Annotated in this window: 19 protein-coding genes; 2 read left to right on the plus strand and 17 right to left on the minus strand. The window is 42.6% G+C overall.

The genetic code is table 11. From position 1 onward, the window contains the following. Window positions 1-115 precede the first annotated feature (115 nt). The 8 genes from H8796_RS02345 to H8796_RS02380 form a co-directional block, all read right to left on the minus strand. Entirely contained in the window at window positions 116-1522 is a 1407-nt protein-coding gene (locus H8796_RS02345; RefSeq protein WP_233530322.1) for a hypothetical protein, read from the minus strand. A 127-nt stretch (window positions 1523-1649) separates the two neighbouring features. Continuing rightward, window positions 1650-2543, minus strand: coding sequence for a hypothetical protein (locus H8796_RS02350; protein ID WP_117936746.1), 894 nt, complete (start codon window positions 2541-2543; stop codon window positions 1650-1652). 2 nt (window positions 2544-2545) lie between these two features. Next, entirely contained in the window at window positions 2546-3775 is a 1230-nt protein-coding gene (locus tag H8796_RS02355; protein WP_117936748.1) for a porin, read from the minus strand. 32 nt (window positions 3776-3807) lie between these two features. Continuing rightward, on the minus strand, window positions 3808-5331 hold the full coding sequence (locus tag H8796_RS02360) for a M14 family metallocarboxypeptidase (protein ID WP_117936750.1): 1524 nt from the start codon (window positions 5329-5331) through the stop codon (window positions 3808-3810). Between the two features lie 7 nt (window positions 5332-5338). Next, window positions 5339-6709, minus strand: coding sequence for a porin (locus tag H8796_RS02365; RefSeq protein ID WP_117936780.1), 1371 nt, complete (start codon window positions 6707-6709; stop codon window positions 5339-5341). 18 nt (window positions 6710-6727) lie between these two features. Continuing rightward, window positions 6728-7873, minus strand: coding sequence for a beta-aspartyl-peptidase (iadA, locus tag H8796_RS02370; protein WP_117936782.1), 1146 nt, complete (start codon window positions 7871-7873; stop codon window positions 6728-6730). Between the two features lie 18 nt (window positions 7874-7891). Then, window positions 7892-9268 carry a C4-dicarboxylate transporter DcuC gene (gene dcuC / locus H8796_RS02375; protein ID WP_009000166.1) on the minus strand — a complete coding sequence of 459 codons (1377 nt, stop codon included), beginning with the start codon at window positions 9266-9268 and terminating at the stop codon, window positions 7892-7894. A gap of 20 nt (window positions 9269-9288) precedes the next feature. Continuing rightward, window positions 9289-10704 (minus strand): leucine Rich Repeat, encoded by a 1416-nt coding sequence (locus tag H8796_RS02380; protein WP_117936752.1) that lies wholly within the window; start codon window positions 10702-10704, stop codon window positions 9289-9291. Between the two features lie 220 nt (window positions 10705-10924). Here H8796_RS02380 and H8796_RS02385 point away from each other — a divergent pair, with 220 nt between their 5' ends. Further along, window positions 10925-12874 (plus strand): transglycosylase domain-containing protein, encoded by a 1950-nt coding sequence (locus tag H8796_RS02385; RefSeq protein ID WP_117936754.1) that lies wholly within the window; start codon window positions 10925-10927, stop codon window positions 12872-12874. 30 nt (window positions 12875-12904) lie between these two features. Here the strand turns inward: H8796_RS02385 and H8796_RS02390 are convergent, their stop codons facing one another. The 4 genes from H8796_RS02390 to H8796_RS02405 all read right to left on the minus strand — a co-directional run bounded on the left by H8796_RS02390 (window position 12905) and on the right by H8796_RS02405 (window position 16617). Beyond that, the gene (locus H8796_RS02390) at window positions 12905-14266 is read right to left on the minus strand and encodes a hypothetical protein (protein ID WP_117936756.1); all 1362 of its coding nucleotides are present in this window, start codon (window positions 14264-14266) and stop codon (window positions 12905-12907) included. Between the two features lie 14 nt (window positions 14267-14280). Beyond that, window positions 14281-14964: a DUF4476 domain-containing protein gene (locus H8796_RS02395; protein ID WP_117936758.1), complete on the minus strand. Its 684-nt coding sequence runs from the start codon at window positions 14962-14964 to the stop codon at window positions 14281-14283. Between the two features lie 26 nt (window positions 14965-14990). Then, complete coding sequence (locus H8796_RS02400; RefSeq protein ID WP_117936760.1) at window positions 14991-15662, minus strand: DUF4476 domain-containing protein; 672 nt, start codon at window positions 15660-15662, stop codon at window positions 14991-14993. 115 nt (window positions 15663-15777) lie between these two features. Next, entirely contained in the window at window positions 15778-16617 is an 840-nt protein-coding gene (locus H8796_RS02405) for a S1 RNA-binding domain-containing protein (protein ID WP_117936762.1), read from the minus strand. Between the two features lie 185 nt (window positions 16618-16802). Between H8796_RS02405 and H8796_RS02410 the strand changes: the two genes are divergently transcribed. Beyond that, complete coding sequence (locus H8796_RS02410) at window positions 16803-17804, plus strand: malate dehydrogenase (RefSeq protein ID WP_117936764.1); 1002 nt, start codon at window positions 16803-16805, stop codon at window positions 17802-17804. A gap of 291 nt (window positions 17805-18095) precedes the next feature. On the opposite strand, the gene H8796_RS02415 is transcribed toward H8796_RS02410, so the two are convergent. From H8796_RS02415 to tnpB, 5 genes are all read right to left on the minus strand, one after another. Then, entirely contained in the window at window positions 18096-18518 is a 423-nt protein-coding gene (locus H8796_RS02415) for a Fur family transcriptional regulator (protein ID WP_117936766.1), read from the minus strand. Between the two features lie 7 nt (window positions 18519-18525). Beyond that, entirely contained in the window at window positions 18526-20472 is a 1947-nt protein-coding gene (locus H8796_RS02420) for a heavy metal translocating P-type ATPase (protein WP_187343928.1), read from the minus strand. A gap of 66 nt (window positions 20473-20538) precedes the next feature. Then, complete coding sequence (locus H8796_RS02425) at window positions 20539-21174, minus strand: porin family protein (protein WP_009000187.1); 636 nt, start codon at window positions 21172-21174, stop codon at window positions 20539-20541. 1164 nt (window positions 21175-22338) lie between these two features. Continuing rightward, complete coding sequence (locus H8796_RS02430) at window positions 22339-23952, minus strand: IS66 family transposase (RefSeq protein WP_117932118.1); 1614 nt, start codon at window positions 23950-23952, stop codon at window positions 22339-22341. Between the two features lie 69 nt (window positions 23953-24021). After that, on the minus strand, window positions 24022-24531 hold the full coding sequence (tnpB, locus tag H8796_RS02435; protein ID WP_117932120.1) for an IS66 family insertion sequence element accessory protein TnpB: 510 nt from the start codon (window positions 24529-24531) through the stop codon (window positions 24022-24024). Between the last annotated feature and the right edge of the window lie 341 nt (window positions 24532-24872).

Consider the following 24872-nt stretch of genomic DNA (forward strand, 5'->3'; position numbering starts at 1 on the left):
AACGATAACTAGCTAATAATCAAGGAAATCATAAAACAGAACGGTGTACGAAAACGAACAGTTGTACGCTCAAAAGCGAACAACCCATTAAGAAACGAACAAATAAGGAAATAATTTACTGACTAATAATGCTATTAAAAGAATGCTCAAAAGGTTCGTCATACAGTGATTTATATTCCCTGCAGAAATGTTCATAAGTAGTCTTAGCCATATATTGCTTACGCATAGATACATAAGTGGCACATTTGAGTCTAAGAGCCGCTTCATTCACGGAATCGAACCGGAAGATAATATCGGATATTAATAATTTGGTATCATAAGCTTCATGCTCATCTAATAAAGTGGCATACTTTAATAAAGATTCAATCAGGCTGTCTGCTATCCGGCTTTTAAAAGTATCGAGCCACAGATAGTCACACTCATTCAGCAAGCCGCCTTTAGCTGTTAGTGCTGCTATGATTTTAATTCGTTCGGTTGTCAGGCTATCGGGACGAATCCGTTCCGGAAGACATTCATAGTAATCCACAAAAGCTGTTTTATCAAATTGCACCCGCCAGTTACCCGAAATCTTGGAGATAGTGCAACCACCAACAGATTCTACCAACACACGCAACTTAGAAAGATTTACTGCCCGGTTATTTTTGGCACTTACATCATCTTTATCAAACCACAACATAGTCGTGAGTTCTTCCGACGATATTCCATTCTCCGCCGACCGCAAAATCAACAAAACAAACAGCTCACGCAGAAGTGGAGAAAAACGTTGCGAGACTTCCTCACCATTACGGTCAAAAACCTGCAATCCGCCAAACAGGTAAACGGCATTATACCGGGGTAACTTAACCCTTTCTCCTTCATCGCCAAATGAGGTGAGTATCTCAATCCGGTTGCTTGCCTTCAATCTCTTCTGACGCCTACGCCGCCAATGCATTCCCAGGAACACAATCATATCCACCACAATAATCAATAAAATCCAGTACCAGGCGGACAGATGTTGCTCCTCCTTTCCAATCGACAACAATTCAGCATGCCCCTCCACCAACTTCAAATGGGAACGTTTATCACCCAGAATATGAAATCGATACCCCCGGTCCGAGCGAATGCCATGCGACGAAAATGCATAAGAATGTTCATTTGCGGATATATAAACCGAATCTGCCGGGAAACGAACCGAAAAGCCTACTGACATGGTATCAGTCCGGATTGAATCTTTTGGAGAGCCTATCCGCACTTTCTCAACCTCTGAATTACACACCCACAGAAGTTCAGTACCTGCCTGCGGAGAACGGGAAAGAATCAGATTATATAATTCTTTATCTGTACTTTCAATGCGCATCAGCGACTCAAACACCACTTTATCCTGCTCGGGAAGCACAATCTGCAATGTGATAATGCTCCCTTTATCCAGATAATTAAACTGTTTCGTATCAAGTATCTGATCTGCCTTCACTCTCTTAATCTCTTCTGCGGGACGTACAGCACGTACGGATACAGTAAAAGAGAGGCAGAATATCAATAGCATAATCTTTTGCCCTAAAGAATACAATCCTTGTATGTACGATGCCGATAGAAACATTTTAAATACCTGTCTGATAAATAGGTCAACAAAAATAAGCTATTTAACCGATGGCTCAAAATTTTAGTCTTACTTAATAGAGTATTTTTGCTCCGGCTGCCGCCATCTTAGCATACTCATGTGCAACACCTGCCACCTCATACTTGTCCCAGTTCAATGAACAACCGTCTTTGGTACTGATACGCTTCGCCTCTGAAAAATAATACTTACCACGCTGATACCTGTTTGCCCCTTGTGCTTCGGCACCTGCTGAAGTGTTCAATCCGTTACGATCCGTATCTGCCGTGCCCAAATGAACAATCAATTTACGGGCAAACAACGATGCCACCCGGGAAGTAGTTGCGACATCCGTATTTTTCAAGCCATAAGGATAAGCAACATCCACATCGGGCAATGTATACCAACCCGCATTGGCACTTACCGCCCTATCAACACGGGTATCAGGCATAAACGTCACATACCGGTGCACGAACTGCGCTCCGGCAGAATGTCCCCACACATCATATTTATTCCGCGAAGAACCGGTATCTTTCCGGACAGTATCAAAAACGGACTCAATAAGTGAGAATGTCCATTCTGAACGATCAAGCAACGTATTTCCCTGAAACATACCTCCTTCGATATACTGTGCAGTAGAGTAAGTCTCCGTAGGAAACTCAAACACAAATACCATTACCTCCCTGTTGGATGCTTCTGCGCGCCATGCATTCAAATAATCATCGGCATTTCTTTCTAATCCGGGAAATACAAACAACACCGGCATTTTTTTCATATCCCCGTTGACAGGGATATGAAAATGTATGCGGACAGGCCGGTCGGCCAAAGGCGCATATCCGGAATATGTCACGATACCGTCTCCCGGAAGAAACCCGGAGGTTTCTCCCAAAGATTCCGATTCGTCGTCTTTAAAACAACTCGTCATCAATATGGCAATGATTAAAATCAATAAGTTTGCTACACGCATCATTATCAAAAGAGAATATGAAGATTCAACTTAACCTGAAATTCCTTAGATCCTGCCCCCACTAACTGATTGTATGAGGTATATGAACCTGCCAGCTGTAGCTTGAACGTATTATTATTGAAATATTTCGATGCTCCGAAAGTGATGTTATCCGCCTCGCGCAAAACACTCTGTTCAGTCTCCTTCCACTCGGGTTTCACTTTACTGTAAGCAATATCAAGTGCCCATAATTTACGGAAAAGATACCCAGCCTGCACATTGAATCCATTTCCCAAAGCCAGATAATTAGCTATCTGATGCGGTTTCAATTTTGCACCTTCATCCTTTTCTACATAAAGCCCGTTCAAACCGTTCGCTGTTGCATTGACATACTCTGCCAACAAGGAGAAACCATTCCACTTGAAGAGTAAATCGGCAGACAACTTACGATAGTCGGGATAATCCGCAGCACCTTCTTTATCATACATCTGAAAATCATTATGTCCCTCACCTACCATATTACTGGCACCGACATTATAACTATAGGCCGCACCGATAGCCAATTTGGGAGATTTCTCACGAATAAAATCATTAAAGACCATTTCATTACCGCTCGTAAAGAAGCCCAACGGATAAACAGTGACACGTCCGCCATATTTCAACCCACCCAAATCAGGGTCAGTGCTTGATGAACCAAATGAATTGCGTCCGTCACCGGAAGTAACAGCAGCGCCCAAATCGAATCCGAGTTTGCCAAGTGACAAGCGGCTTTCAACAAATAATCCCAACTCACGGCCTGTACGGGAGAAAGTACGATCCATCAATGAATGTTCACCAAAAGCAAGTCCCTGATCGAGCATCATCATCTGCCGGGTATTGGTAAAAGTCTGTTTCTGTCCGGCACTGATTTTCAACTGTTTCCAGGGAGCATACGAAACCCATGCATCCAACAAAGGGTAGGAATCTGCAAAATCTGCCTGTAAAAAGAATCCCAGTTTCTCATTCAGGAACGAACTTTCCAGACTTAAATAAGCATGTTCAATATCAAATCCATATTCCGACTCTGCGTTCTTTATGTCCGTATAATAACCTGATCCCTGGAGATAACCGCCAAAACGCAGTTTCTGACCGGGTGTTCTCAAGTTCAAGTCAAGCAAACCATCTTTCAGTTGCGGAAATGCCTCGTTTCCAATTGTCTGAGCATACATACCTGTAGCCAAAATCAAGGAGAAAACTCCTATTATTATCTTTTTCATATCTTGTATTCTATTTATCGTCATTAATTAATCTATTTCATTTTACGATAGACGCCCAGCGTATTGTTTACTGCAGCATCAATCACGCGGTAGTTGACGAAACCATTGGCTGATTCCGGTTCCAGCAATACTGTCACAAGGGTGGCCAAAGGTTGGGACATGGGAATACGATAGCTGCCGGCCGGAAGAGTAATCGTACGGTTACTGGTATTTGTTACCACATTCAACGGTAAAATACCGGCTACCAAATCATGGCTTTCTACTGCTTTTGTAACAGTGTAACACTCCAGTTCAACCGTTTCAGGAGATTCCAGCCGTTCCAGTTCAACCCCATAATGCTGCAATATTTCCACAGCACGATTTTGGTTGGCGTCCAGATAATAGGCAACAGGGCGTTCGCGGGTCAGTACAACTTCCGATTCGGGAGCGATACGGGCCTCAACAGGCACAGTTATCTCTTTACAGGCTAGCATATCGATAAAATTCAACGGATAGTCGGAAGCGGGTTTCGAACGGAAAGTCACGGCAATATCACCATTATAATGAGCAGATTCATCTACAGCTTTTCGTATTTGATCTTCATGCTCAAAAGTAGTACGGGCAAATGACTCTGCCAATTTATAAACAGTATATACCCTACGTTTATAAGAAGTGCGTCCCAAGCCGACACCACGTACTTCCATCAACATTGAAATAGCTCCACGCAATGCCATGATATTAGTGGAAGAGCGGGGAGAGGAACCGCCGATATTGAATATAATTTCTCCACGATTACTTTTAGTAGTAAAATAGGTATGATGTGTCAGTCCTTCCGCATCAGCCATACGACTAGCTTCAGGCACATAAAAATCGTCTACAACAGCACGTAATGCGGGAGATACATTCGGGTTGCTACTCCACAAAAACATAAAGTCGTTAGGATTGGTAACCAGAAGCCCGTCGGTCACTTCTTCGTAAGAGGCACGAAGCGGTTTGTATTCATGGAAATCGATAAACAAATGAGGTTTGACTGTCAGAGCAACCCGTTGTAAAGTGCGTGCTTCCGGGGTTGACAAAAGAGTCTGGTCACGGTTCAGGTCTATACCATTGGCAGTGAGCCGTTCTCCCTGTTCGCTTCCGTCAATATTTACCGAAGGCAGGATATAGAAATCCATCTTATCAAGCAGGGCAGACAGTTGAGGATCACAGGTCAGTTGCTTCATAAAATATAGAAGTCCTTCCGTACCAGCCGGTTCATTTCCATGTACACATCCTGTATAGAGGACACGTAACTTATCACTTCCTCCTTTGCTCACCTTTATCATAGGTATTTCACGTCCACGCTGAGTACGACCTACAATTTGAAGTTTCACCCATTCCGGATGAGCGGTAGCCAAATCATGCAAGAACGTCATCAACTCACGATAAGTGGTGAAACCATGCTTCTTGGCAAATGCCGGTGTATCCATGTCGACCTGTGGATCGGGGAAGAACTTCGCCGTCACCTTTCCGGTCTGTTGAGCATAGAATGGAAGACCGGATAATAAAAGACAGAGTATTAATAATATTCGTTTCATAGCTTCATCAGAATTTAAATTGGAACAATAGGTTTCCTATCCACTCATTACCATTATAGGTGTATGTACTGTCGGGAGTACGGTTTTCACCATTGCTACGGGCCAGTCCGACAGTTAATTGTATTTTGGCAGCATAATTACGTGTCAGATATTTGGAGACACTAAAATCATAAAAGTTATGTCTGTTGAAATACAGATTATTATTCATATATGAATATTCGTCCGGCTTAAGGTATGTATAACGCAAGTCAAAACTCCAAAGACTGCGAAGCATATATCCTGCCTGAATATTAAACCCTTGCCCCAACATCATTCTATTTTTGATATAAGCTTCTACATTCTGCTCTCCGTTCACGTCAAAGGTAGTAGCGGTGGTGCCATCGTTTCTTACCCGTTTCGTAATAGAAGAAGGAACATATCCCCAGGTCTTCGCATATTCTCCCAACATGGAAAATCCGCGATACTTAAAGGCAAAGTCTGCCACTAATTTAGCATAATCGGGAAGATCTATTTCATCACGGTCATTCATATAAAGAATATCCCCGTTACTACGGCCGCCACGACGGTCGGATGTGCCGTCCGCATAGCTATAAGCAACACCCACACTTAACTTCGGAGTCAGTTCGTAAGCCATATCCCCTTCTCTGCTGCCTCCCATCGAACGGAAAGCTCCAAAAGGAAGATAATTCAGTCGGCCGCCATACTTTAATCCACCATAACGTTTTCCTTCCGAAATCGGACCGGAACCGTCAGTGATGGCAATAGCAGGACGTAGAAGACCTTTGCTGCCTACCCGGAAAGAACTTTCGGCAAAGACTCCCAGTTCACGAATCGTGCTAAATGCAGAAGTGATCTTACTACGTTCGCCAAACTGTAAAGTGTGGGAACTCATCTGTAATTCGTAGTTATCCGTAGGAGTGGAACGCTGCCCAAACGAAACGACCAGTTTAGAACCCCAAGGGCGATAGGCTGCATAAGCATCCATCAATAAGGAACCGGAATCATCGTCTGTCTCACTACCTTTCACCAAGTCGAGTCCCAAGCGGAAACGCAATTTATCATGATAGACACTTCCATCAAAACGCACACGGGCACGTCGCACACGGAAGCGGTTGTACATCTGATCCACATCTTCAAAGCGACGGCTTTCTACCGAGGTTTGTACCATTCCGCTAATAACCAGCTTATTGCCGCCCTGTGTTGTGAGTCTTAAGCCATCCCCCATTTTATAGCGATGGAGAACTACCTTGTTGTCGATATCTGATAAACTTTCATCGCTGGCTTCCACTATTTCGGCGTCATCACTACCTTCGTCTGTCTGCGCCATTACCGGAAGGAACAAGAATAGCCCTATCAGGAATAATAGATATTTTTTCATATCCATGTTGTTTTAGTATTACATTTCAAAATTTCCCTTACGTATCACGATGCCTTCATGCATCATTTCCGCACCACGGGCGTAGACACCCTGCAATTTCCATTTATCATCAAATAGCGTTATATCCGCATCCCATCCTTCCCGGAGTTCTCCTTTTCCTTTCAGTTTCATTGTACGGGCAGGATTCGTTGTTATCAGGCGGAAAGCATCCGAAGGGGCAATACCTCCATCCACTATCAACCGGATTACCTGTTCCAGATTTCGATGTAAGGGTGCCACAGTATAACTGTCTTCCCCGGTAACCGGGTCTTTACGACGCACACCGGCATTACCATCCGATGAGAAAGTCATACGATCAATAGATACTCCGGCATTCAATCCCTCCAATACACTTTCATAGGGTTCGCAATATTTCGTTCCGCCTGTGGAAATATCGATCATTCCCCCCATACGGGCAAATTCAATTCCTTGCAAGAACAGATCGTGCGTACGTCCCATGTGGGTAGGAGAAATATAGCTGATTAATGAAGGATATTCCCGCGCTATCTCAAGCAACAGATCAATGCCTCCGGATAAAGCTCCCAAATGCACATGCATCACTCCGCCCTTGGCAGAAGTAAAGCCCCCCAGACGTACTTGCTGAATGATACGCATCAGCTCACTTTTGGTAGGATAGGAACTACGGTCATCGCTTATAGCTATCTTACAGCCGATCACTTTATCAATGAAAATCAAATCATTGGCAATACAATCTGTCAATGTAGGAGTGGGAAGTCCATAGTAGCCGGTAAGCATATAAGCTGATATACCGTCCATGCATAGTGCTTTTGTTTTAGCATAAAGTGCCGGTAATTGCTTCACGAAGCCATCGGTTCCCAATAGTCCGACTACCGTAGTCGTTCCACAAGCCAGTAAACGGCTAAGCGGCACTTCAGGAGCCAGAGAGAAATATCCGGTTTGTCCGCCTCCGCCAATGATATGTACGTGTTGGTCGATACAGCCGGGAGCAGCATTCATGCCTGCTCCATCGATCACTTCTACTTCTATTCCACGAATATCGATATGGGGTGCGATACAAGCAATTTTTTCACCACAAATAAGCAGGTCGTTCATCCCCTTGTCTTCAGGAGCATAAAGATGTATATTTTGAATCAGTTTGAACATCATAATCAGTATTACTTGTTAAATAAAAAAGTGAATAACTATCATGGCAATCAGTGTGATTGTCAGCGGAATGATATTGCGTTTGGCCAAATCGGTAGCCGATACACCAGCGATCTCCGAGATAGCAATAATCACACCGGCAATAGGTGACGCCGCCCGTCCCATGCTCGATGCTAATTGCATAGGCAATATCATATCTACGGGTGCCATACCGACTTTGGTAGCGATTGACGGAACCAGCGGGCCAAACGAGAAGAAAGAAGCATTGCCACTTCCCATCAGGATGGCAGCCAGGAAAAGAATCAGGATAATGACAATAGAAACCAAAGTTCCAGAGAATCCCAGGCTGGTGCATCCTTCAACCAACGCATCAATGAAGCCAAGACTAATTAATCCCTTAGAGAAGATTTCTGCTGCAACAATCAGTGTCACCACATTGGTAAATACCTTACCCATCCCTTCCCAGAATGATTTCATAGTCACAAAAACCGCTTTAAAGGAACGAAGCCGTATCAACTCGAACAACATGGAAACTGCCAGAGAGACGAACATTGCCGTAGTGGTATCCAACTCGATCGGAGGATCGAACAAGTGTACATACTTCGAGAATATGATTAACAGGAACAATGGCAACACTGGCAAAATCGCATAAATCAAAGGAATATCTACCTTGAAATCTTTCGTATCCACCATTTCAGGCTGTGTACGTCCAGACTGGCGATCCTTGCGGTCAAAATAACGATTGGTGAGATAGTAAACAATCATTAGCAAAATAGTAAGCGGAATGGCCAGCGGAAGCTGGTGTTCAACAAAGTACAGCATATTATTTTGACCGACAAGTTCCGCCGCCCGGGCAGTATTGGCCGAACCGGGGCCCATATCAAAAATGGTACAAGCAGAAATAACAGATACTGCCGTCAAACGACTCACTCCCAAGCCTACCAAAATAGGAAAGATAGAAGCGACCAGCAACAGTCCAAGTCCCGTTGCGCTCGGTGTGCAAATGAAAAGCATTTGCCCGATAGGAATGACAATGGAAGCAGCGATATAAGGAAATTTCTTGAATATGGCCAGCGGTTGCATAGACACATATACCAATGCATCACTAGCCTTTATCTTTTTCATGTAAGCTACATAACCTCCAATAGTCATAATCATCAAACCGACACGAAGCATATTCGATGAAAAAGTTTCTTTGATAATCCGGAAGAGATCGAAAACTGGCGTCCCCGTTGTTTCAGTCAGACTTAGCGAATGCATACCAAGCAGCATACTAAGTGCCAACATCAGAATTCCGGCTACCATCAATACTCCCTGCGGATTATTCTTTTTCATTAGCCAATAAGCCACCAATACAATTACCTGTAAGGCTATAAATGCACCTATATATATCATCATAGTATCCTTTATTTGAATTATTCAGCTTCTACGCCTTTATTTTTAGTAGTAGTCAAATTATTAAATATTCCTGCCGGAATCTTGAAATTTGCACCAGGATTACCACTTAAGTCGAGTTCTGTTAGCTTAACCAGATTCGTCACATTGATTGCCTCCAGTTTATTATTTTTCAGATTAAGAGTCTCCAGATTGGATGTATATGAAAGATTAATAGACGACAACGTGCCATATCCACTTTTCGTACTACCATTACAGTTCAGAACACGTAATTTGGGGTTACCACTCAAATCCAATGAACTAACTCCTGCTGTGTTCACTTGCAAGACTTCCAAATTGCTAAGTCCAGTAATCGGAAGTGCCTCGGTAAACTTATTTGAGGTAGCTGTAAATTCAACCAATCCTGTAAAGAACTGTAATCCATCTGCAGAACTTATCAAAGTTTCCGCAGTTGTTAAACCAGCAGCTTGTAATTCAGTAATCGTGTCCTTCATTTTATTGACATTCATAGAAGTGACAGTAGCTGCAATTGTCTTATCCAATTGATATTCATTTCCCTCTTTCACAACAAGTCCTTGTGGCAACTTGCCAGCTGTTGTCGATAGATAATAAAGATACTCTCCAAAAGCCTGATCCGGGATCGTGAACAATTCACCGTCTTCATCGCCTCCTCCTTCAGAGTCAGCCACCACTCCGACAGCAGTAGTCAATTGGTTCATTAAATCCTCCGGAATAGCAAAAGGAGCAGCCGGGTTATTACTCAAATCAAGTTCTTTCAATGCTGAATAGTTTGAAGGAAGAGTAAACCCATTCTCCTGAAGATTCTGTTTCTTTAAATAAATATGTTCTATCACATTATTATTTGCGAAGCTAATTGTCGAAAGTTTGGTAGACGTATCGGTAGTAGTGTTCCCACCATAACGAAAGCGAACGAGTTTAGTGTTCTGTGATAAGTCCAGTGTTGCAACGCAGTTGTTGTTCATCTCAACCGTTTCAAGTTGGGTCAATGCGGTCAGGTCCATACGTTCCACTGAATTGGAGGTGATCTTCAATGTCTTTAGAGCGGTAAAGAACTGCAAACCGTCCATATCTACAATTTTCACTGCAGCCGTAGCCAACCCTGCACTCTCCAATTTAGATATCTGCGCATCGTTTTTTACCAGATAGAGGTTTTCCACGGTAGCGGCTTTTTGGGTGTTCAGATAGAATTTGCCATTTTCCGCAACAGCCATTTCATAAGGAAGCTTGTTTTCGTCTGTACGGCTACAGTTATAAACAAGGTATTCTCCCAACGCACGATCCTTAATTTCATAAAGGTCTTGTTCACCATCTCCCTGTATATCTTCCACATCATTTGTGGTACAAGATGAGAGTCCTCCAAGCAATAATGCCATGCAAAACATTGCAGTAGTCATCGGTTTGTTCATTCGCATCATAATTTCAAAAGTATTGGTTTTGAGCGTAAAAGTAACATTAACGAGTAAACGAAAAGATTAATACAGACCTTAACAAAAGATTAATATTGCAAATAAAGCGCCTTTTTTTGTATTTTCTTCTTTCTACTGATGAATATAACTCTAAAAATGGGAAAATACTCCGCTTGTTGCCCGAATTATTATCTACCTTTGCAGCGATTATCATATCAAGAAAAAGAAGATGGAAACGTCCAGCAAAAAAAGAATTATCATTCTATCGGCTACCGGTATCTTGCTTACCAGCCTTATTTGTCTCTTTGCATTCCGCAATGTCATTTTATGCCATATCGTTGACAAACGAACTACACGTGCCGAACAAACATACGGTCTACAAATTCATTATCAGGAGTTACGAATGAAAGGCTGCAATGAAGTGGCTTTACAAGGACTTTCTATTGTTCCCAACCAACGGGATACCCTCCTGACATTACAATCCGTCAATGTAAAACTAAGTTTTTGGGAATTACTAAAAGGAGAAATCGAAGTACGGAATGTGCTTATGAATGGCCTGGCAATCAACTTCATCAAGCATGATAGCATAGCTAACTACGATTTCCTGTTCTTTAAACGGCAACAAGAAGCAGAACCCCAACCTGTCATAGAAAGTGACTATGCCAACCGTATTGACCGGATATTAAACCTCATTTACGGTTTCCTGCCTGAAAACGGCCAACTCAGTCAAATCAATATAACCGAACGTAAAGATAGTAATTTCGTTGCAGTCAACATTCCTTCTTTTATTATTGAGAACAATCATTTCCAATCAACCATTCAGATAAAAGAAGATACACTTCCTCAACAACTATGGGAAGCGACCGGCGAACTAAACAGAAGAGACTATACATTAAAAGCATCTCTCTTTGCCCCGGAAAAAAGAAAAATCTCACTACCTTATATAACCCGCCGTTTTGGAGCAGAAGTCACTTTCGACACCCTATCTTATAATATGACTAAAGATAAGCGTGCATCCAATCAACTGCTCCTCAAAGGAAAAGCGAGAGTGAACGGACTTGACGTATTTCATAAAGCCCTCTCTCCTGAAGTAATTCATCTTGATCGTGGACAACTCTGTTACGAGATGAACATAAGCGGGCACTCACTCGAACTGGATAGTACGACCATTGTTGATTTCAACAAACTCCAGTTTCATCCTTATTTGCGAGCCGAGAAAGAGAAAGGAAACTGGCATTTCACTGCTGCGGTCAACAAATCCTGGTTTCCGGCAGATGATCTGTTCAGCTCTCTCCCCAAAGGATTATTCAGCAATCTGGAAGGCATCAAGACAAGTGGCGAGTTGGCCTATCATTTTCTATTAGATATTGATTTTGCACAACTGGATAGTCTCAAACTGGAATCCGAACTGAAAGAGAAAGATTTCCGCATCACAAGCTATGGAGCCACTTCACTCTCCAAAATGTCCGGAGAGTTCATTTATACAGCTTATGAGAACGGAATACCGGTACGGACTTTTCCTATTGGCCCTTCGTGCGCACACTTTACACCATTGGATAGCATTTCCCCCATCCTAAGAATGTCCGTTATGCAAAGTGAAGACGGAGCATTCTTTTACCATCACGGTTTCCTGCCCGACGCCCTACGGGAAGCATTGATTTACGACCTACAAGTGAAACGTTTTGCTCGTGGAGGAAGCACGATCACCATGCAACTCGTAAAGAATGTATTCCTGAACCGTAATAAGAACTTTGCACGTAAATTGGAAGAGGCATTGATTGTATGGCTAATAGAAAATGAAAGATTAACTTCTAAAGAACGCATGTACGAAGTATATCTGAACATTGTTGAATGGGGACCGCTCGTTTATGGTATTCAGGAAGCTTCTGCTTATTATTTCAATAAACGCCCTTCACAACTGAACACGGAAGAAAGTATTTTCCTGGCTTCCATTATCCCGAAGCCCAAGCATTTCCGCAGCTCTTTTGCAGAAGGCGGACAGTTAAAGGAGAATATGGAAGGCTATTATAAGTTGATTGCCAAGCGGCTTGCACAGAAAGGAGTAATAAGTGAAATCGAGGCGGATAGTATCCGCCCCGATATCCAAGTTACGGGCGCTGCCCGGAATAGTCTAGCCGGTGAAAACCCGGAGTCTAGTTCTCCTTCCGCTGAGGAGTAATGAGATTGATATAAATAATAAAGGAATAGGTTATCTTCTTGAACTGCTGCTGTTTCTTTCAGAGGAACGGGAAGAACTTTGAGTGCTATTGCTTCTCGTACTTCCAGAAGAAGAGCGTCTTTCTGTTTGTCCACTAGAGACATTGCTCCGGGTAGAGCCGCCACTGCTTCGAGTAGAACTCGAGCTACCGCTACTCCGGTTAGAAGTGGTACTGCTGCTACGACTGGTAGTACTACCGCTACTGCGACCTGAATCACTGCGACTGGAGCTACTACGACTGGAACTACCGCGACTGGAACTGGAAGAGCTGTTATTTCTCTCGGAACTGTTATTTCTATTATAGGAACTACTATCGTTTCGTTTGCTTGAACTTTCTCTCGAACTGCTACTTGTTTTTCCACTTTCACGATTGGAGGAACTGGAACCAGTTGAACTTCCGCTTGTTGGTCTGCGATTAGAGCTTGAAGAACCGGAACCTGTTTCCGGACGACGACCAGAATTACGATCACTTTCTACTCTATTCGTATTCCCATTTTTATCAGGAGCAACATTGTTACCAGGTCTTCCACTTCCGGACGGTGTAGATGGTCTGACAGAAGTCGAAGGCCGATCTCCTCCAGATTCCGGACGGGGACGTGTTGACGTACCAGGTCTTGTTGTCGTTCCGGGACGAGTAGAAGTATCAGGACGAGTAGAGGTAGTTGGGCGAGACGTACCAGGACGCGTTGTCGATGAACCCGGACGGGAAGAATTACCCGGACGTGTCGGTGCATTATGCGGACGAGTGGAAGTATTCGGACGGAACCGGACAGAACCGAAATCCGAACGACGATAAGAGTGGAATACTCGCTGATCTCTCACCCGATGCGGTGCAGAATAATGGTTGAAATTAGTATATCTGCCCCGATAATAACTCACATGGTGAAAGTGTGGACGATAATGTGCTCCACAATAAGTACGGTAATGGTAAGGCACACCAAAATAAAACAAACTACGATTCGGGTAATTAACATAAACCCTGAAACTCCATTTCCCTCCGGTTACATAGATCGGCCGATAGAAATACTCGGCACCGAGGAACCGGTGATACTGTGCATCACTCAATACCCAGCGAAGATCGTCGTTACGGATATCCAACGCTTCATAATAATCATCCAATGCCCATTCGTAACCACGTGCTACGTAATCCATGATATTACGGACAGAATAAATAAAGTCGTAATTAATTTCATACGCATCATTATATTGCTGTGTACTCAAACTCAATTCATATGCCATCTTATCGGTAAGAAAACGCGTCTCCTTACGTACCTTGCTAGTGCTCATTCCAGCCATTACGGTCATATTGGCAGTCAGACCGACAGCAAAGAGTAAAAACAGTATTCGTTTCATAATTCAATCTCCTATCATTTATTATTCTGATGATATTCCTCAATAAACTTACGCATCTCATCTTTATATGCATTAGAAAATAAAATATCGATCACCTTATTAAAATTCCTCTTATCCCTTACATAAGGATACAGCTTCTTCATCATCTCCACCTGGTCAGGAGTATACGAAATCTCCTTCACTATTTTCACACATTGATTTGAAGTGACATCATACGTTCTCAACATCCGATCGACAAGCTTCTTCTGGTCTTCATTCATAACCGTTATTTTGAGCTTATTGATAAATTCATCAAACTCCGGATCAGTCATCAAACGAGCTTCTTCCACCTGTTCATGATTAGGAAAGACTTCAACGGTAGTGTTCACTGCAGGCGGTACTACAACGGAATGCATCGGTGCAGGTCTGCCATAACCTTTGAACGTATCCATACTAACCACCTCTCTATTTACAAACTGAACGATTATCGTCACAGGTTCCGAAGTAAGTACAGGCGTACCGTTATCACGATGGAATTCCCATTCTTCCATATCACCGTCAAAACGCCGGAAATCAGGTTTTCCTAAAACGGACTCTACCTGCGATTGAGTCATTCCCTGATATATACCCATCATCTGTTTGGTAGATACATAGCTGGTAAAACAGCCACTGACCAATATTCCCAACGCCAAACACAGCATCATATGTATCTTTTTCATAACCGTATCGTTTTTAGTTAATAGTATCAACGTTTACCGTACCCTATCATAAAATCCTTCATCTTTTCCTTGCTGGAGCTAAATGTCAGGGTATTAATCACCGTAAAGAAAGCTTCCTTATCTACAATCCGGGGATACATGATCTTCATAATCTCCATCCGGTCATCATCGAATGTATATAGTTTGGTCAGTTGGAGACATTGGGCAGATGTGAAATCAGAACCAGCCAATGCAGCATTGAGCAACTTCATACGGTCATCTTTAAAAGGCTCATTCTTCATCTCTTTATAAAACGTTTGGAAGAGCTGATCGTTCATCACCCTGTTGTAACCATATCCCGGACGATGTTCTCCCTGTTCGGGACGGCCGGGTCTTTCCGGGCGTATGTTATCACGTCCGTCTACCCATATTTCTTTCACTCCTCTCCCATCAAAATAAACGAAATCTTTATATAATTTTTCTCCTTTCCATACTCGCTCTCCCGCACGGGTAAAGCGGGTGGCAAACACTTCAACAGTATAATGTCCGGGATTTAAATTGGCTATAAAGCAGGTAGTAGTGGGTAAACATATCTGGTTCCCTCCCAGGTAAACAAGAATCGGAGTATTCCCGCCATCGATACGGATTCCGTTAACAGACTGCGCTTGTAAAGAGAGGGCAGCGAACAGGATGCAGAAACTTATTATAATCTTACGCATAGCTTATCTAGTTTTTATTATTTATATCTTTAATCTGATAGCACAAAAATAGGGTGAGGAAACTCCCCACCCCAATGATTCTCTCTATTCGTATGTAGGGAAATCCCTATTCTGTTTAGGAATCCGCCAAAGCAATGCCATCCTCATGCAAGGTAATCAGACGTTTCTTATACAAGTCGCCCACTCCTTTCTTAAAGGTTTTCTTGCTAACACCAAACGTGTCATAAATATCTTCCGCAGGGCTTTTATCATTCAAGTAGATTCGTCCTCCATGCGCTTTGATATAGTCGAGCAGCGTTTTCGAAAAATCGTCAATCTTTTCAAAACCGGGTTTCTGAAGAATCAGGTCTACCTTACCATCTTCACGCACCTGTTTCACAAAAGCTTTCATCTCCATTCCTGTTTCCAACGGACAGAATATTTCATTTTCATACAGCAAACCGCTATACTTATTATCTATAATCGCTTTAAAGCCCAAATCCGTCTTCTGCCAGATAAGGATATTCACTTCTGCTTCCGGAGTATATTCCGGCTTTTCTTTCGACAGATAACGTTCCACCTTTGCTGAAGCCACAATACGATAACTCTCTTCATCCAAATGCGCATGAACCACATATTTCCGTCCAACCTGCATTTTCATCTTCTGCTCGCTGAACGGAACGAACAGGTCTTTCATCAATCCCCAGTTCAGGAAAGCTCCATATTGATTCACCCAGGAGACTTCCAGACAAGCAAACTGACCTACCTGCACCAACGGAGTCAGCGTCGTAGCAATCAGTCTTTCATCCATATCCAGATAAAGAAACACGTTCAAAAAATCTCCTATCTTACAGTCCTCGGGCACATAGCGGGTAGGCAACAAAATCTCACCTTCTTCCTCACCATCGAGATATACGCCGAAATCTACTTCTTTCACGACTTCAAGCTGATTGAACTTTCCTAATTCGATGCTCATATTCTTATCTATTTATTGTAATAAAACACAAAGATAATCTATTTTGAATAGATCCTTCAAACAGTCAGCCATAACTTTTCGTTATCGGGCAAAACTATTTGCAATGAACAATCTGCTTTCTAATATGTTAACTTTGTAGCGACAAAAAGAAAAAGTAAATTATTCACCTTTAAACATATAAACTTATGGAATTTCTAACCAACGAGAAACTTACGATTGTAGGAGCTGCCGGAATGATCGGCTCCAATATGGCACAAACAGCCATGATGATGAGACTCACTCCGAATATTTGCCTGTATGATCCATTTGCCCCGGCTCTGGAAGGAGTAGCTGAAGAATTGTATCACTGCGGTTTTGAAGGTGTCAACCTTACATTTACTTCCGATATCAAAGAAGCACTGACAGGAGCTTCTTACATTGTCTCTTCCGGTGGAGCTGCCCGTAAAGCAGGTATGACCCGTGAAGATTTGCTGAAGGGAAATGCAGAAATTGCCGCTCAATTCGGTAAAGATGTTCATCAATATTGTCCGAACGTAAAACACATCGTTGTGATCTTTAATCCTGCAGACATCACCGGATTGATTACTTTGTTGTATTCAGGTTTGAAACCCTCTCAAGTTTCTACACTGGCTGCCCTGGACAGCACCCGTCTGCAAAACGAACTGGTGAAATTCTTCCATATCCCGGCTTCCGACATTCAGAATTGCCGTACGTATGGTGGTCATGGTGAACAAATGGCTGTATTCGCATCTACAACCAAAATAAAAGGAGAACCTTTGACCGATTTCATCGGCACTACCCGCCTTCCATTGGCAGATTGGGAAGCACTGAAAGTACGTGTCATCCAGGGTGGTAAGCATATTATCGACCTGCGCGGTCGTTCTTCTTTCCAAAGCCCGGCTTATCTTTCTATCGAAATGATTGCCGCTGCTATGGGTGGACAACCTTTCCGCTGGCCTGCCGGAACGTATGTTTCTAACGGCAAGTTCGACCATATCATGATGGCGATGGAAACTTCAATAACTAAAGACGGCGTCACTTATAAAGAAGTAGCCGGAACTCCTGCCGAACAGGAAGAATTGGAAAAGAGCTACGAGCATTTATGCAAACTTCGTGATGAAGTGATTGAAATGGGGATCATCCCAGCCATTAAAGACTGGCACGCATTGAACCCCAATATTGACTAATCAAACAACAATATTAGCGAAAAGCCGAAAAAGAGATGTATTTTCTCTTTTTCGGCTTTTATTCCAATTACTCACATATCACATATACCCCATACTTAGTCCATAAATCTTTCAAGACTCCAATTCAAATGACCATGCAAAGTTGGGGATAATTCATCAATTAAAAAACAGATAAAACGGGGAAAGTACCTAAACTGAAGTTACAGGTACTCAAAATGCGAAATATAGTGATTATCCTATCCAAATTAATGAATAGAATAAAACTGCGTATCGAAGTTTATAGAATATCTGTTATTTTTGAGAAGTACATTCGGAACAAATTCCTTTGAGAACATAATTAATGCTATGCAAAGTAAATCCTTTAGGCAAATCAATCACCGGGATATGTGTACCTTCCAGGCAGAAGGTGCGATGACATTTCTCACAATAAAAATGCGAATGTAAATCCTGCACCACACAATTGCAAGAATTGTCGCAAACAGCATACTTCAAAGAGCCGCTTCCATCATCTATGCTATGTATAAGATGATGAGACAAGAAAAGAGCGATTGTTCGGGATATAGTCGATTTATCGACTGTATCGAGCAGTGTTTCCAAATCAAGCAATGACACCGCACGCTCTGCCTGCATCATCGCTTTTATCACCAGAAGTCTTATGGCAGTTGGCTTGATACCTCTTCTGTCCAACTTATCCAAATAAATATCTTCTTCCATCTTTCTCCTATTTTATCATTTTCTGTATTCTGACAGCATTCATAATGGCAAGTAGCGCAACACCCACATCTGCAAAGACAGCTTCCCAAAGAGTAGCAATTCCACCGGCTCCCAGAATCAATACAAGTAATTTCACTCCAAATGCCAGTGATACGTTCTGCCAGATGATTCTTCGTGTCAGTTTTCCTACCTTTATAGCTTCGGCTACCTTTGACGGTTGGTCTGTCTGTATCACGACATCGGCTGTTTCAATAGCCGCATCACTACCCAGTCCACCCATAGCAATGCCAACATGACTTAGAGCGAGCACCGGCGCATCATTCATTCCATCACCGACAAATGCAATCCGGTTTGCCTCATCCTGCCGCAACTCTTCCAGATGATTCACTTTTCCTTCCGGCAACAGGTCACCATAAGCTTTCGATATACCGAGCTTTTCTGCAAAGTTAGTAACAATACTCTGTTTATCACCGGATAGTATCTGGATGTTTTCAATATTTAAAGCTTTTAAATTGTCAATAGCTACCTTTGCGTCCTCTTTCAAGGCATCAGCCAGCAGCAGATAACCTGCATAACGGTTTCCAACAGCACAGACTACGATGGTATCCGTTATTTCCAACAGTTCTTCCGGATAGGATATATCAAACTTAGACAGTAACCGGCAATTACCGACCAGAACCGTAGTCCCGTCTATCGTTGCTTCCAAACCATAGCCGGCAAATTCTTTTGTACCGGTAACAGCTACACGTTCAATATTTTGTTCTTTCGCATAATTCACAACAGCCTTGGCAATCGGATGAGTACTATCACTTTCTACCGAAGCAACCAGTTTCACTAATTCTTCTTCCGAAACCTCACCTGCACTTTTACAGGCCTGTACCTCAAAGGTTCCTTTTGTCAGGGTTCCTGTTTTATCGAATACCACTGTATTGATCTTAGTGATAGCATCCAGATAATTACCACCCTTGAATAAAATTCCCAACCGGGATGCCGCTCCAATTCCCCCAAAGTAGCCTAACGGAATACTAACCACCAATGCACAAGGACACGAAATCACCAGAAAGACCAAAGCCCTGTATAGCCAATCATTAAATGCAAATACAAATGGAGGATTAATAAGTGAATAGACAAACGGACACAAAACAATTAATACTGCAAGCGCTATAACTATAGGTGTATAAATGCGCGCAAACTTACGAATAAACAATTCAGCCGGAGCCTTACGTTCGGAAGCATTCTGAACAAGTTCCAATATTCGGGCAAGTGCGCTCTTATCAAAAGGTCTCGTTACCTCGAGCCGGATAACCTTATCGGTTACAATCATTCCGGCAAGTACTTCTTCACCTTTCCGAATATTACGAGGAACGCTTTCCCCCGTTAATGCGGCTGTATTGAAGGCAGCCACTTCATTCTGCATGGTTCCATCCAATGGTACCCGTTCGCCTGCCTTTATTTCTATGATTTCACCGACTTTTATCTTTTTAGGGCTTTCAATAACAAGATTGCCTTCCCGGAGCACTAATGCTTTTTCGGGTCTTACATCCAATAAGGCTCCGATATTACGTTTGGCTTTATCTACCGCTTTATCCTGAAACAGTTCTCCTACTGTATAGAATAACATCACGGCTACTCCTTCCGGATATTCACCAATATAAAAAGCTCCCAAAGTAGCTATAATCATTAGAGTGAACTCACTGAAATAGTCTTTTTCCCTGATACTTTCCCAGGCTTCTTTCATCACTGGAATTCCTACCGGAAGATAGGCCACGATATACCATATCAAAGCAACAGATCCTTCACGGAAGAATGCTAAATCGAGAGCATTCATAATTATTCCACCTGCCAGAAGCAGGAGAGAAAATATCACTTTCCCATATTCATGGAATACCGAAACCTTTGCATCAACCTTTTTTTCTGCTGCGCATGAATGAGCGCCACAACTACAATGTCCCATAACATTCATCATTTAGTTGATGCAAAGGTAGCAAATGATTCATGCAACAAAGTTGCAAAATCAGTTTCAGAACATATATCCCAACGAGATCATCAGGTTTCTGTTCTTCATTCCTAAATCTTTTGCCACTTCAACGAGTCCAAAATCATAACTGATGGCAACTTGATATTTCTTGCTGAACTCAACCCCTGCTTTCAGTCCAAGACCGAAATCGAAGCGTTTCAGACCATCGTCTCCAAATATATCTTCGGACATGGAGTTACCTCCAATCTCATCAAAATCAAAATAATCACCGTCAACCTTTGCTTTTGCTTTTCCAAACAGTCCGACAGCAATATAAGGACCTACACTACCAAATAACGAAAAATTATCATTTACAGCATATTTGTACCCAACACGTACAGGCACTTCTAAATAGTATGGATTAAATTTTATGCTCGCAAGTGATCCTCCATCAATTTTAGCACCTTTCAATGTAAGCAATGCAGCGAAGTCCATATAGGCACCACTACCATTCGCATCCTGCGACAATCCCAACTCTGCTTTAACACCTGCGTGAAAACCTATCCTGCTGTCAAAACCTGTAATGGTGTATTTACTAACATTCATACCTGCCATCACACCCCATTTCAGATTGTCTTGAGCATTGATACTCACCGCACTTATCGCTACTAAAGCGAATAATAATAAGGCCTTTTTCATACGAATAAATAATTTAATTATTGTTTAGAAATTATGTGATACAAAAATAATAATAATTCGCACAACTCGGAGAAATTTGGTGAAAATATAAAAAATAAACGATATGAACCCTATGAGGTATAGTCATAGCAAGGGAATCAAACTATTTCAAACGATTTTACGAGATATAGAACAAAAACACTCTGTACAGAGAAAAAACAAAGAATGAAAGACTGTATAACTTAATTAATTGTTATCTTTGCACAGTCAGTCGTAGCGCGACTGTATTGTTTGTTTTAAGAAAAAAAGCGTTTAGCTGGTTTCTGTGCTAGAGAAAAGTCCAAAATTCCAAACACACAGAGAAGCAGATAGATGCTCCTTGCAATACGCGGGGAGTGTTTCCTGTTTGTGTGTTTAGGGCTTGGACTCCCTCTCTGGCGGATAGGCAAATGCTCTCCGCTTTTTTTGTGCCTATAAATTTGCGGTAGATACAAACAATAAATTAGTAATAACTACAAAGGCAAGTCAATTCGGATGGAGCGGCACCTGAACGACTGCAAAGTCGAAAACGCAACATTTAGATGTTGCTACTTACCTTTGAAAATATAAGAGACAGAGGCTAGCTACACCTGCAAGGGGAACAAATGGATTCATCCAGGAGTTCCCCTCTATTTTTGTAAAGATGTGTACTATTGGAAAGACAGATATTAGATCTACATATAAATTTGATGATTCTTATTGTCAACTAAAGTTTTTCCCCGATAGTATAATGATTATCACTGGTTTACATGCTGACAATAAGCCATGACAATAGGCTGACAATAAAAAATTAGAACTTCTATTGTCAGCCTGTTCTTTGATCCCTTTGGAGCAAGATTATAAGATTCGTTCCAATGTGTCGATATACTCTGACTTAATTCCCAACTTGATCCATTTCATAAACTACTGAAGACTATCATTGTTTACAGTAACAATGTCATCGGCATAAAGAACACATACGCTTTATAAAATGAATATGCCCCTGTTAAATGAATGCTACATAGCCGGTATCTTTCACTTACCAAGCAGGTATTGTTTCATTAAAGTGTGTAAGCATTCGGTCTCGTGCGTATTCTCTCCAAACTCTTATAAAGTCAAAAGCCAGACGGAGTACGTCTGGCTTTTGACTTTATAAACCTTTCTTGTTTATCCTTTCCAATTAAATGGCAGTAAATCGGAGTAGTCGTTTTTCTCTTCTCTTTCTTTATCCTGTACTCTAATCACCACGTCCTGCATCCATAGTTTTGGGTTCACCTTATTTTCCCTGCAACATCCCATCAGTGAAAAGAATATTGCCGCTGCGTGTGCTGCCTCATGCGATCCGGAGAAGAGTGTATTTTTTCTGTTTACAGTCAACGGTCTAATAGAACGCTCCACCGGATTATTATCAATGCAGAACTGTGCATCATTGACATATCCGGACAGTTGTTCAAAGCGTGTGTACATATAGAATATGGCCTTGGCAACAGGCGATTTATCGACCGTATGTTCATATTCCTCTTTGCACCATTTTTCCAGTCCTTTGATAATAGGGTACGATTTTTCCCGGCGAAGCTTTACTACAGCCTCGCCTTCCAGATGTTCTATCCTGATTTCCTCCTCCACAGCATACAGTCTGCCTATTTGTTCAAGTGCATACCTTGCTCTGGGAGGGTCATTTCCTTCCGCTTCCACAAACTTGCGCCTGACGTGTGCCCAACAGCACAAGTGCAACTTTCCGGGTAGCGTGTCGAACTCGTCATATACTGCAAAGCCGTCACTCTGTACCACGCGGACCTGTCCTGCCAGCAGTGTGTCTATTCCGCTGCTGCCACGCCCCTTGTGATATTCAAAGAAGGGGGTATGAAACCGGGGCAGATAGAAGTTCCACATATACCCGCGATGAAGAGCACCGGGTCGGTCGCTTTCAAGTACGGGGTGGGGCGTCTCATCGGCCATGACGTAATAACTGTCCTTAACCAGTTCACGAAGCTCATTGTAGATCGGCTCCAAACGCTGTGCGGCAGCCATCATCCAGTTACTTACGGTGGAAGGACTCAGATGGATGCCTTCACGCTCAAAAATGTCCAGCTGTCTGTGCAGAGGCAGGTGATCGTAATATTTGGCGGTGGCAATGTGGGACAGTACACTCTCCGAGGCATTGCTGTGAGGGTGTGCCATTACGGGCATGGGAGCAGTTATGATACGACCGTCGGCAAGCCGGTATTTAGGACGGATGATGCGTCTCACATAGAATCGGGCAGGGCTGACGGCATATTGTTCGCTCACTTCCTCCCCCAGCTTCGTCGCTCCCTCCAGAGAAAGACCTTCCGGCATGGGAATGATGATTTCTTCACGGGGAAGGGACGGATCGATGGGCTTACGGGCGTGGGGAGTAATCTTTTGGGTGAAGCTCTTACGGAAACGATTGTAACCATTCTCCGACCGGGCAGATTTCTCAGCCGTTTTCTGCTCCTCCGCTACCGGGTCATTGACATCGGACGGAGATTCAAAACAGATGCTCAATTGGTTGGCATCTTCGGGAAGATGACGTTTTTCACTGGATTTACCCCATAAACGGCGTGTCAAATCAGCCAATTTCCATCTCAGGTCAGCAATGACGGCTGTACAGGCTGAGATTTCCTCAACTTGGCGGGAATACTCCTGCAAAGAGGCTGCGTATTTTCTCTGAAGTTCCGCATGTTCCTTTTCAAGACGTTCACGTTCCTTGCGCAACTCTTCGTACTCTTCCAAAGTAAAGGTAATGACTGGTTCTTTCACTGCATATCCACTTTTTTATTATGTGGCAAAGTTATCAAAATAAACCTGTACGGCTTGTAGGATGGGAGATTACTTTTCAACTGTTTTCCGATACTTTTTAACAGTAAGCAGCTCATTCAGGCGATTCCAGGAAATTTGAAGAAAATCTCTTTTCCGTTCGTCCTTTTTCAAGAAGAAAGAACTGTGGTTCAGACGACGGCATTCCAGTCGGTATTCGTCCTCGCACCGATAGAGGATATGCAATCTGCTACGGGAACGGTCAAGAAAAATATGACAACTCTGCTCTGACACGCAAGAACCCGTGTGCCGGATGACCTCGCCACAAAGACCGTCAATACCTTTATGGAAATTACAACCATTGGGATAAAGGTAATAAGACCAGAAAGGACTGTTACGGAAAAGACCAAGACCTAAGGGGAGAAGTAGATCCTGAGGAGAATGGATGCCAAGACTGGAAGCCGAAACTTTATAACGACGACCACCATCAAATATGAAAAGAACAGAATCAAAATGGTTAGACTCGGATAAGAGACTACGCAGCTTTTCACTTTCACTAGAAAATACTAATACTGAACACATAATGGATTAAGATGATTATGAAGGCACAAAGGTAGGAAAGAAAAGAAGGGAAAGAAACACGCACGAGCCCGAATGCTTACTAAAGTGTAGGTATTGTTAACTCCCCACGGCCGTGACGAGATCTTCCCACGGCCGTGAGAAGAAGTTACCACGGCTGTGACGAACTAAAGATACCGGTGCTTTAGTGGAACAATACTGACACTCTAGAGGAACTATACAGGCATGTTAGCGAAACTATATAGGTATATTAATGAAAGGATATCACTTTGGAAAGCTATTAGAAAAATGCAGTATTATTTCGGAATATACCCATAAAATTATTGTCTATCAAGTTATTAAAG

The organism is Bacteroides sp. M10, assembly GCF_014334015.1.
In the GTDB taxonomy this organism is placed as follows: Bacteria; Bacteroidota; Bacteroidia; order Bacteroidales; family Bacteroidaceae; genus Bacteroides; species Bacteroides intestinigallinarum.

Coding starts and splice junctions, on each gene's coding strand:
- H8796_RS02345 (WP_233530322.1), bottom strand. CDS start 1,522: ATGCTATTGATATTCTGCCTCTCTTTTACTGTATCCGTACGTGCTGTA.
- H8796_RS02350 (WP_117936746.1), bottom strand. CDS start 2,543: ATGATGCGTGTAGCAAACTTATTGATTTTAATCATTGCCATATTGATG.
- H8796_RS02355 (WP_117936748.1), bottom strand. CDS start 3,775: ATGAAAAAGATAATAATAGGAGTTTTCTCCTTGATTTTGGCTACAGGT.
- H8796_RS02360 (WP_117936750.1), bottom strand. CDS start 5,331: ATGAAACGAATATTATTAATACTCTGTCTTTTATTATCCGGTCTTCCA.
- H8796_RS02365 (WP_117936780.1), bottom strand. CDS start 6,709: ATGAAAAAATATCTATTATTCCTGATAGGGCTATTCTTGTTCCTTCCG.
- iadA (WP_117936782.1), bottom strand. CDS start 7,873: ATGTTCAAACTGATTCAAAATATACATCTTTATGCTCCTGAAGACAAG.
- dcuC (WP_009000166.1), bottom strand. CDS start 9,268: ATGATATATATAGGTGCATTTATAGCCTTACAGGTAATTGTATTGGTG.
- H8796_RS02380 (WP_117936752.1), bottom strand. CDS start 10,704: ATGATGCGAATGAACAAACCGATGACTACTGCAATGTTTTGCATGGCA.
- H8796_RS02385 (WP_117936754.1), top strand. CDS start 10,925: ATGGAAACGTCCAGCAAAAAAAGAATTATCATTCTATCGGCTACCGGT.
- H8796_RS02390 (WP_117936756.1), bottom strand. CDS start 14,266: ATGAAACGAATACTGTTTTTACTCTTTGCTGTCGGTCTGACTGCCAAT.
- H8796_RS02395 (WP_117936758.1), bottom strand. CDS start 14,964: ATGAAAAAGATACATATGATGCTGTGTTTGGCGTTGGGAATATTGGTC.
- H8796_RS02400 (WP_117936760.1), bottom strand. CDS start 15,662: ATGCGTAAGATTATAATAAGTTTCTGCATCCTGTTCGCTGCCCTCTCT.
- H8796_RS02405 (WP_117936762.1), bottom strand. CDS start 16,617: ATGAGCATCGAATTAGGAAAGTTCAATCAGCTTGAAGTCGTGAAAGAA.
- H8796_RS02410 (WP_117936764.1), top strand. CDS start 16,803: ATGGAATTTCTAACCAACGAGAAACTTACGATTGTAGGAGCTGCCGGA.
- H8796_RS02415 (WP_117936766.1), bottom strand. CDS start 18,518: ATGGAAGAAGATATTTATTTGGATAAGTTGGACAGAAGAGGTATCAAG.
- H8796_RS02420 (WP_187343928.1), bottom strand. CDS start 20,472: ATGGGACATTGTAGTTGTGGCGCTCATTCATGCGCAGCAGAAAAAAAG.
- H8796_RS02425 (WP_009000187.1), bottom strand. CDS start 21,174: ATGAAAAAGGCCTTATTATTATTCGCTTTAGTAGCGATAAGTGCGGTG.
- tnpB (WP_117932120.1), bottom strand. CDS start 24,531: ATGTGTTCAGTATTAGTATTTTCTAGTGAAAGTGAAAAGCTGCGTAGT.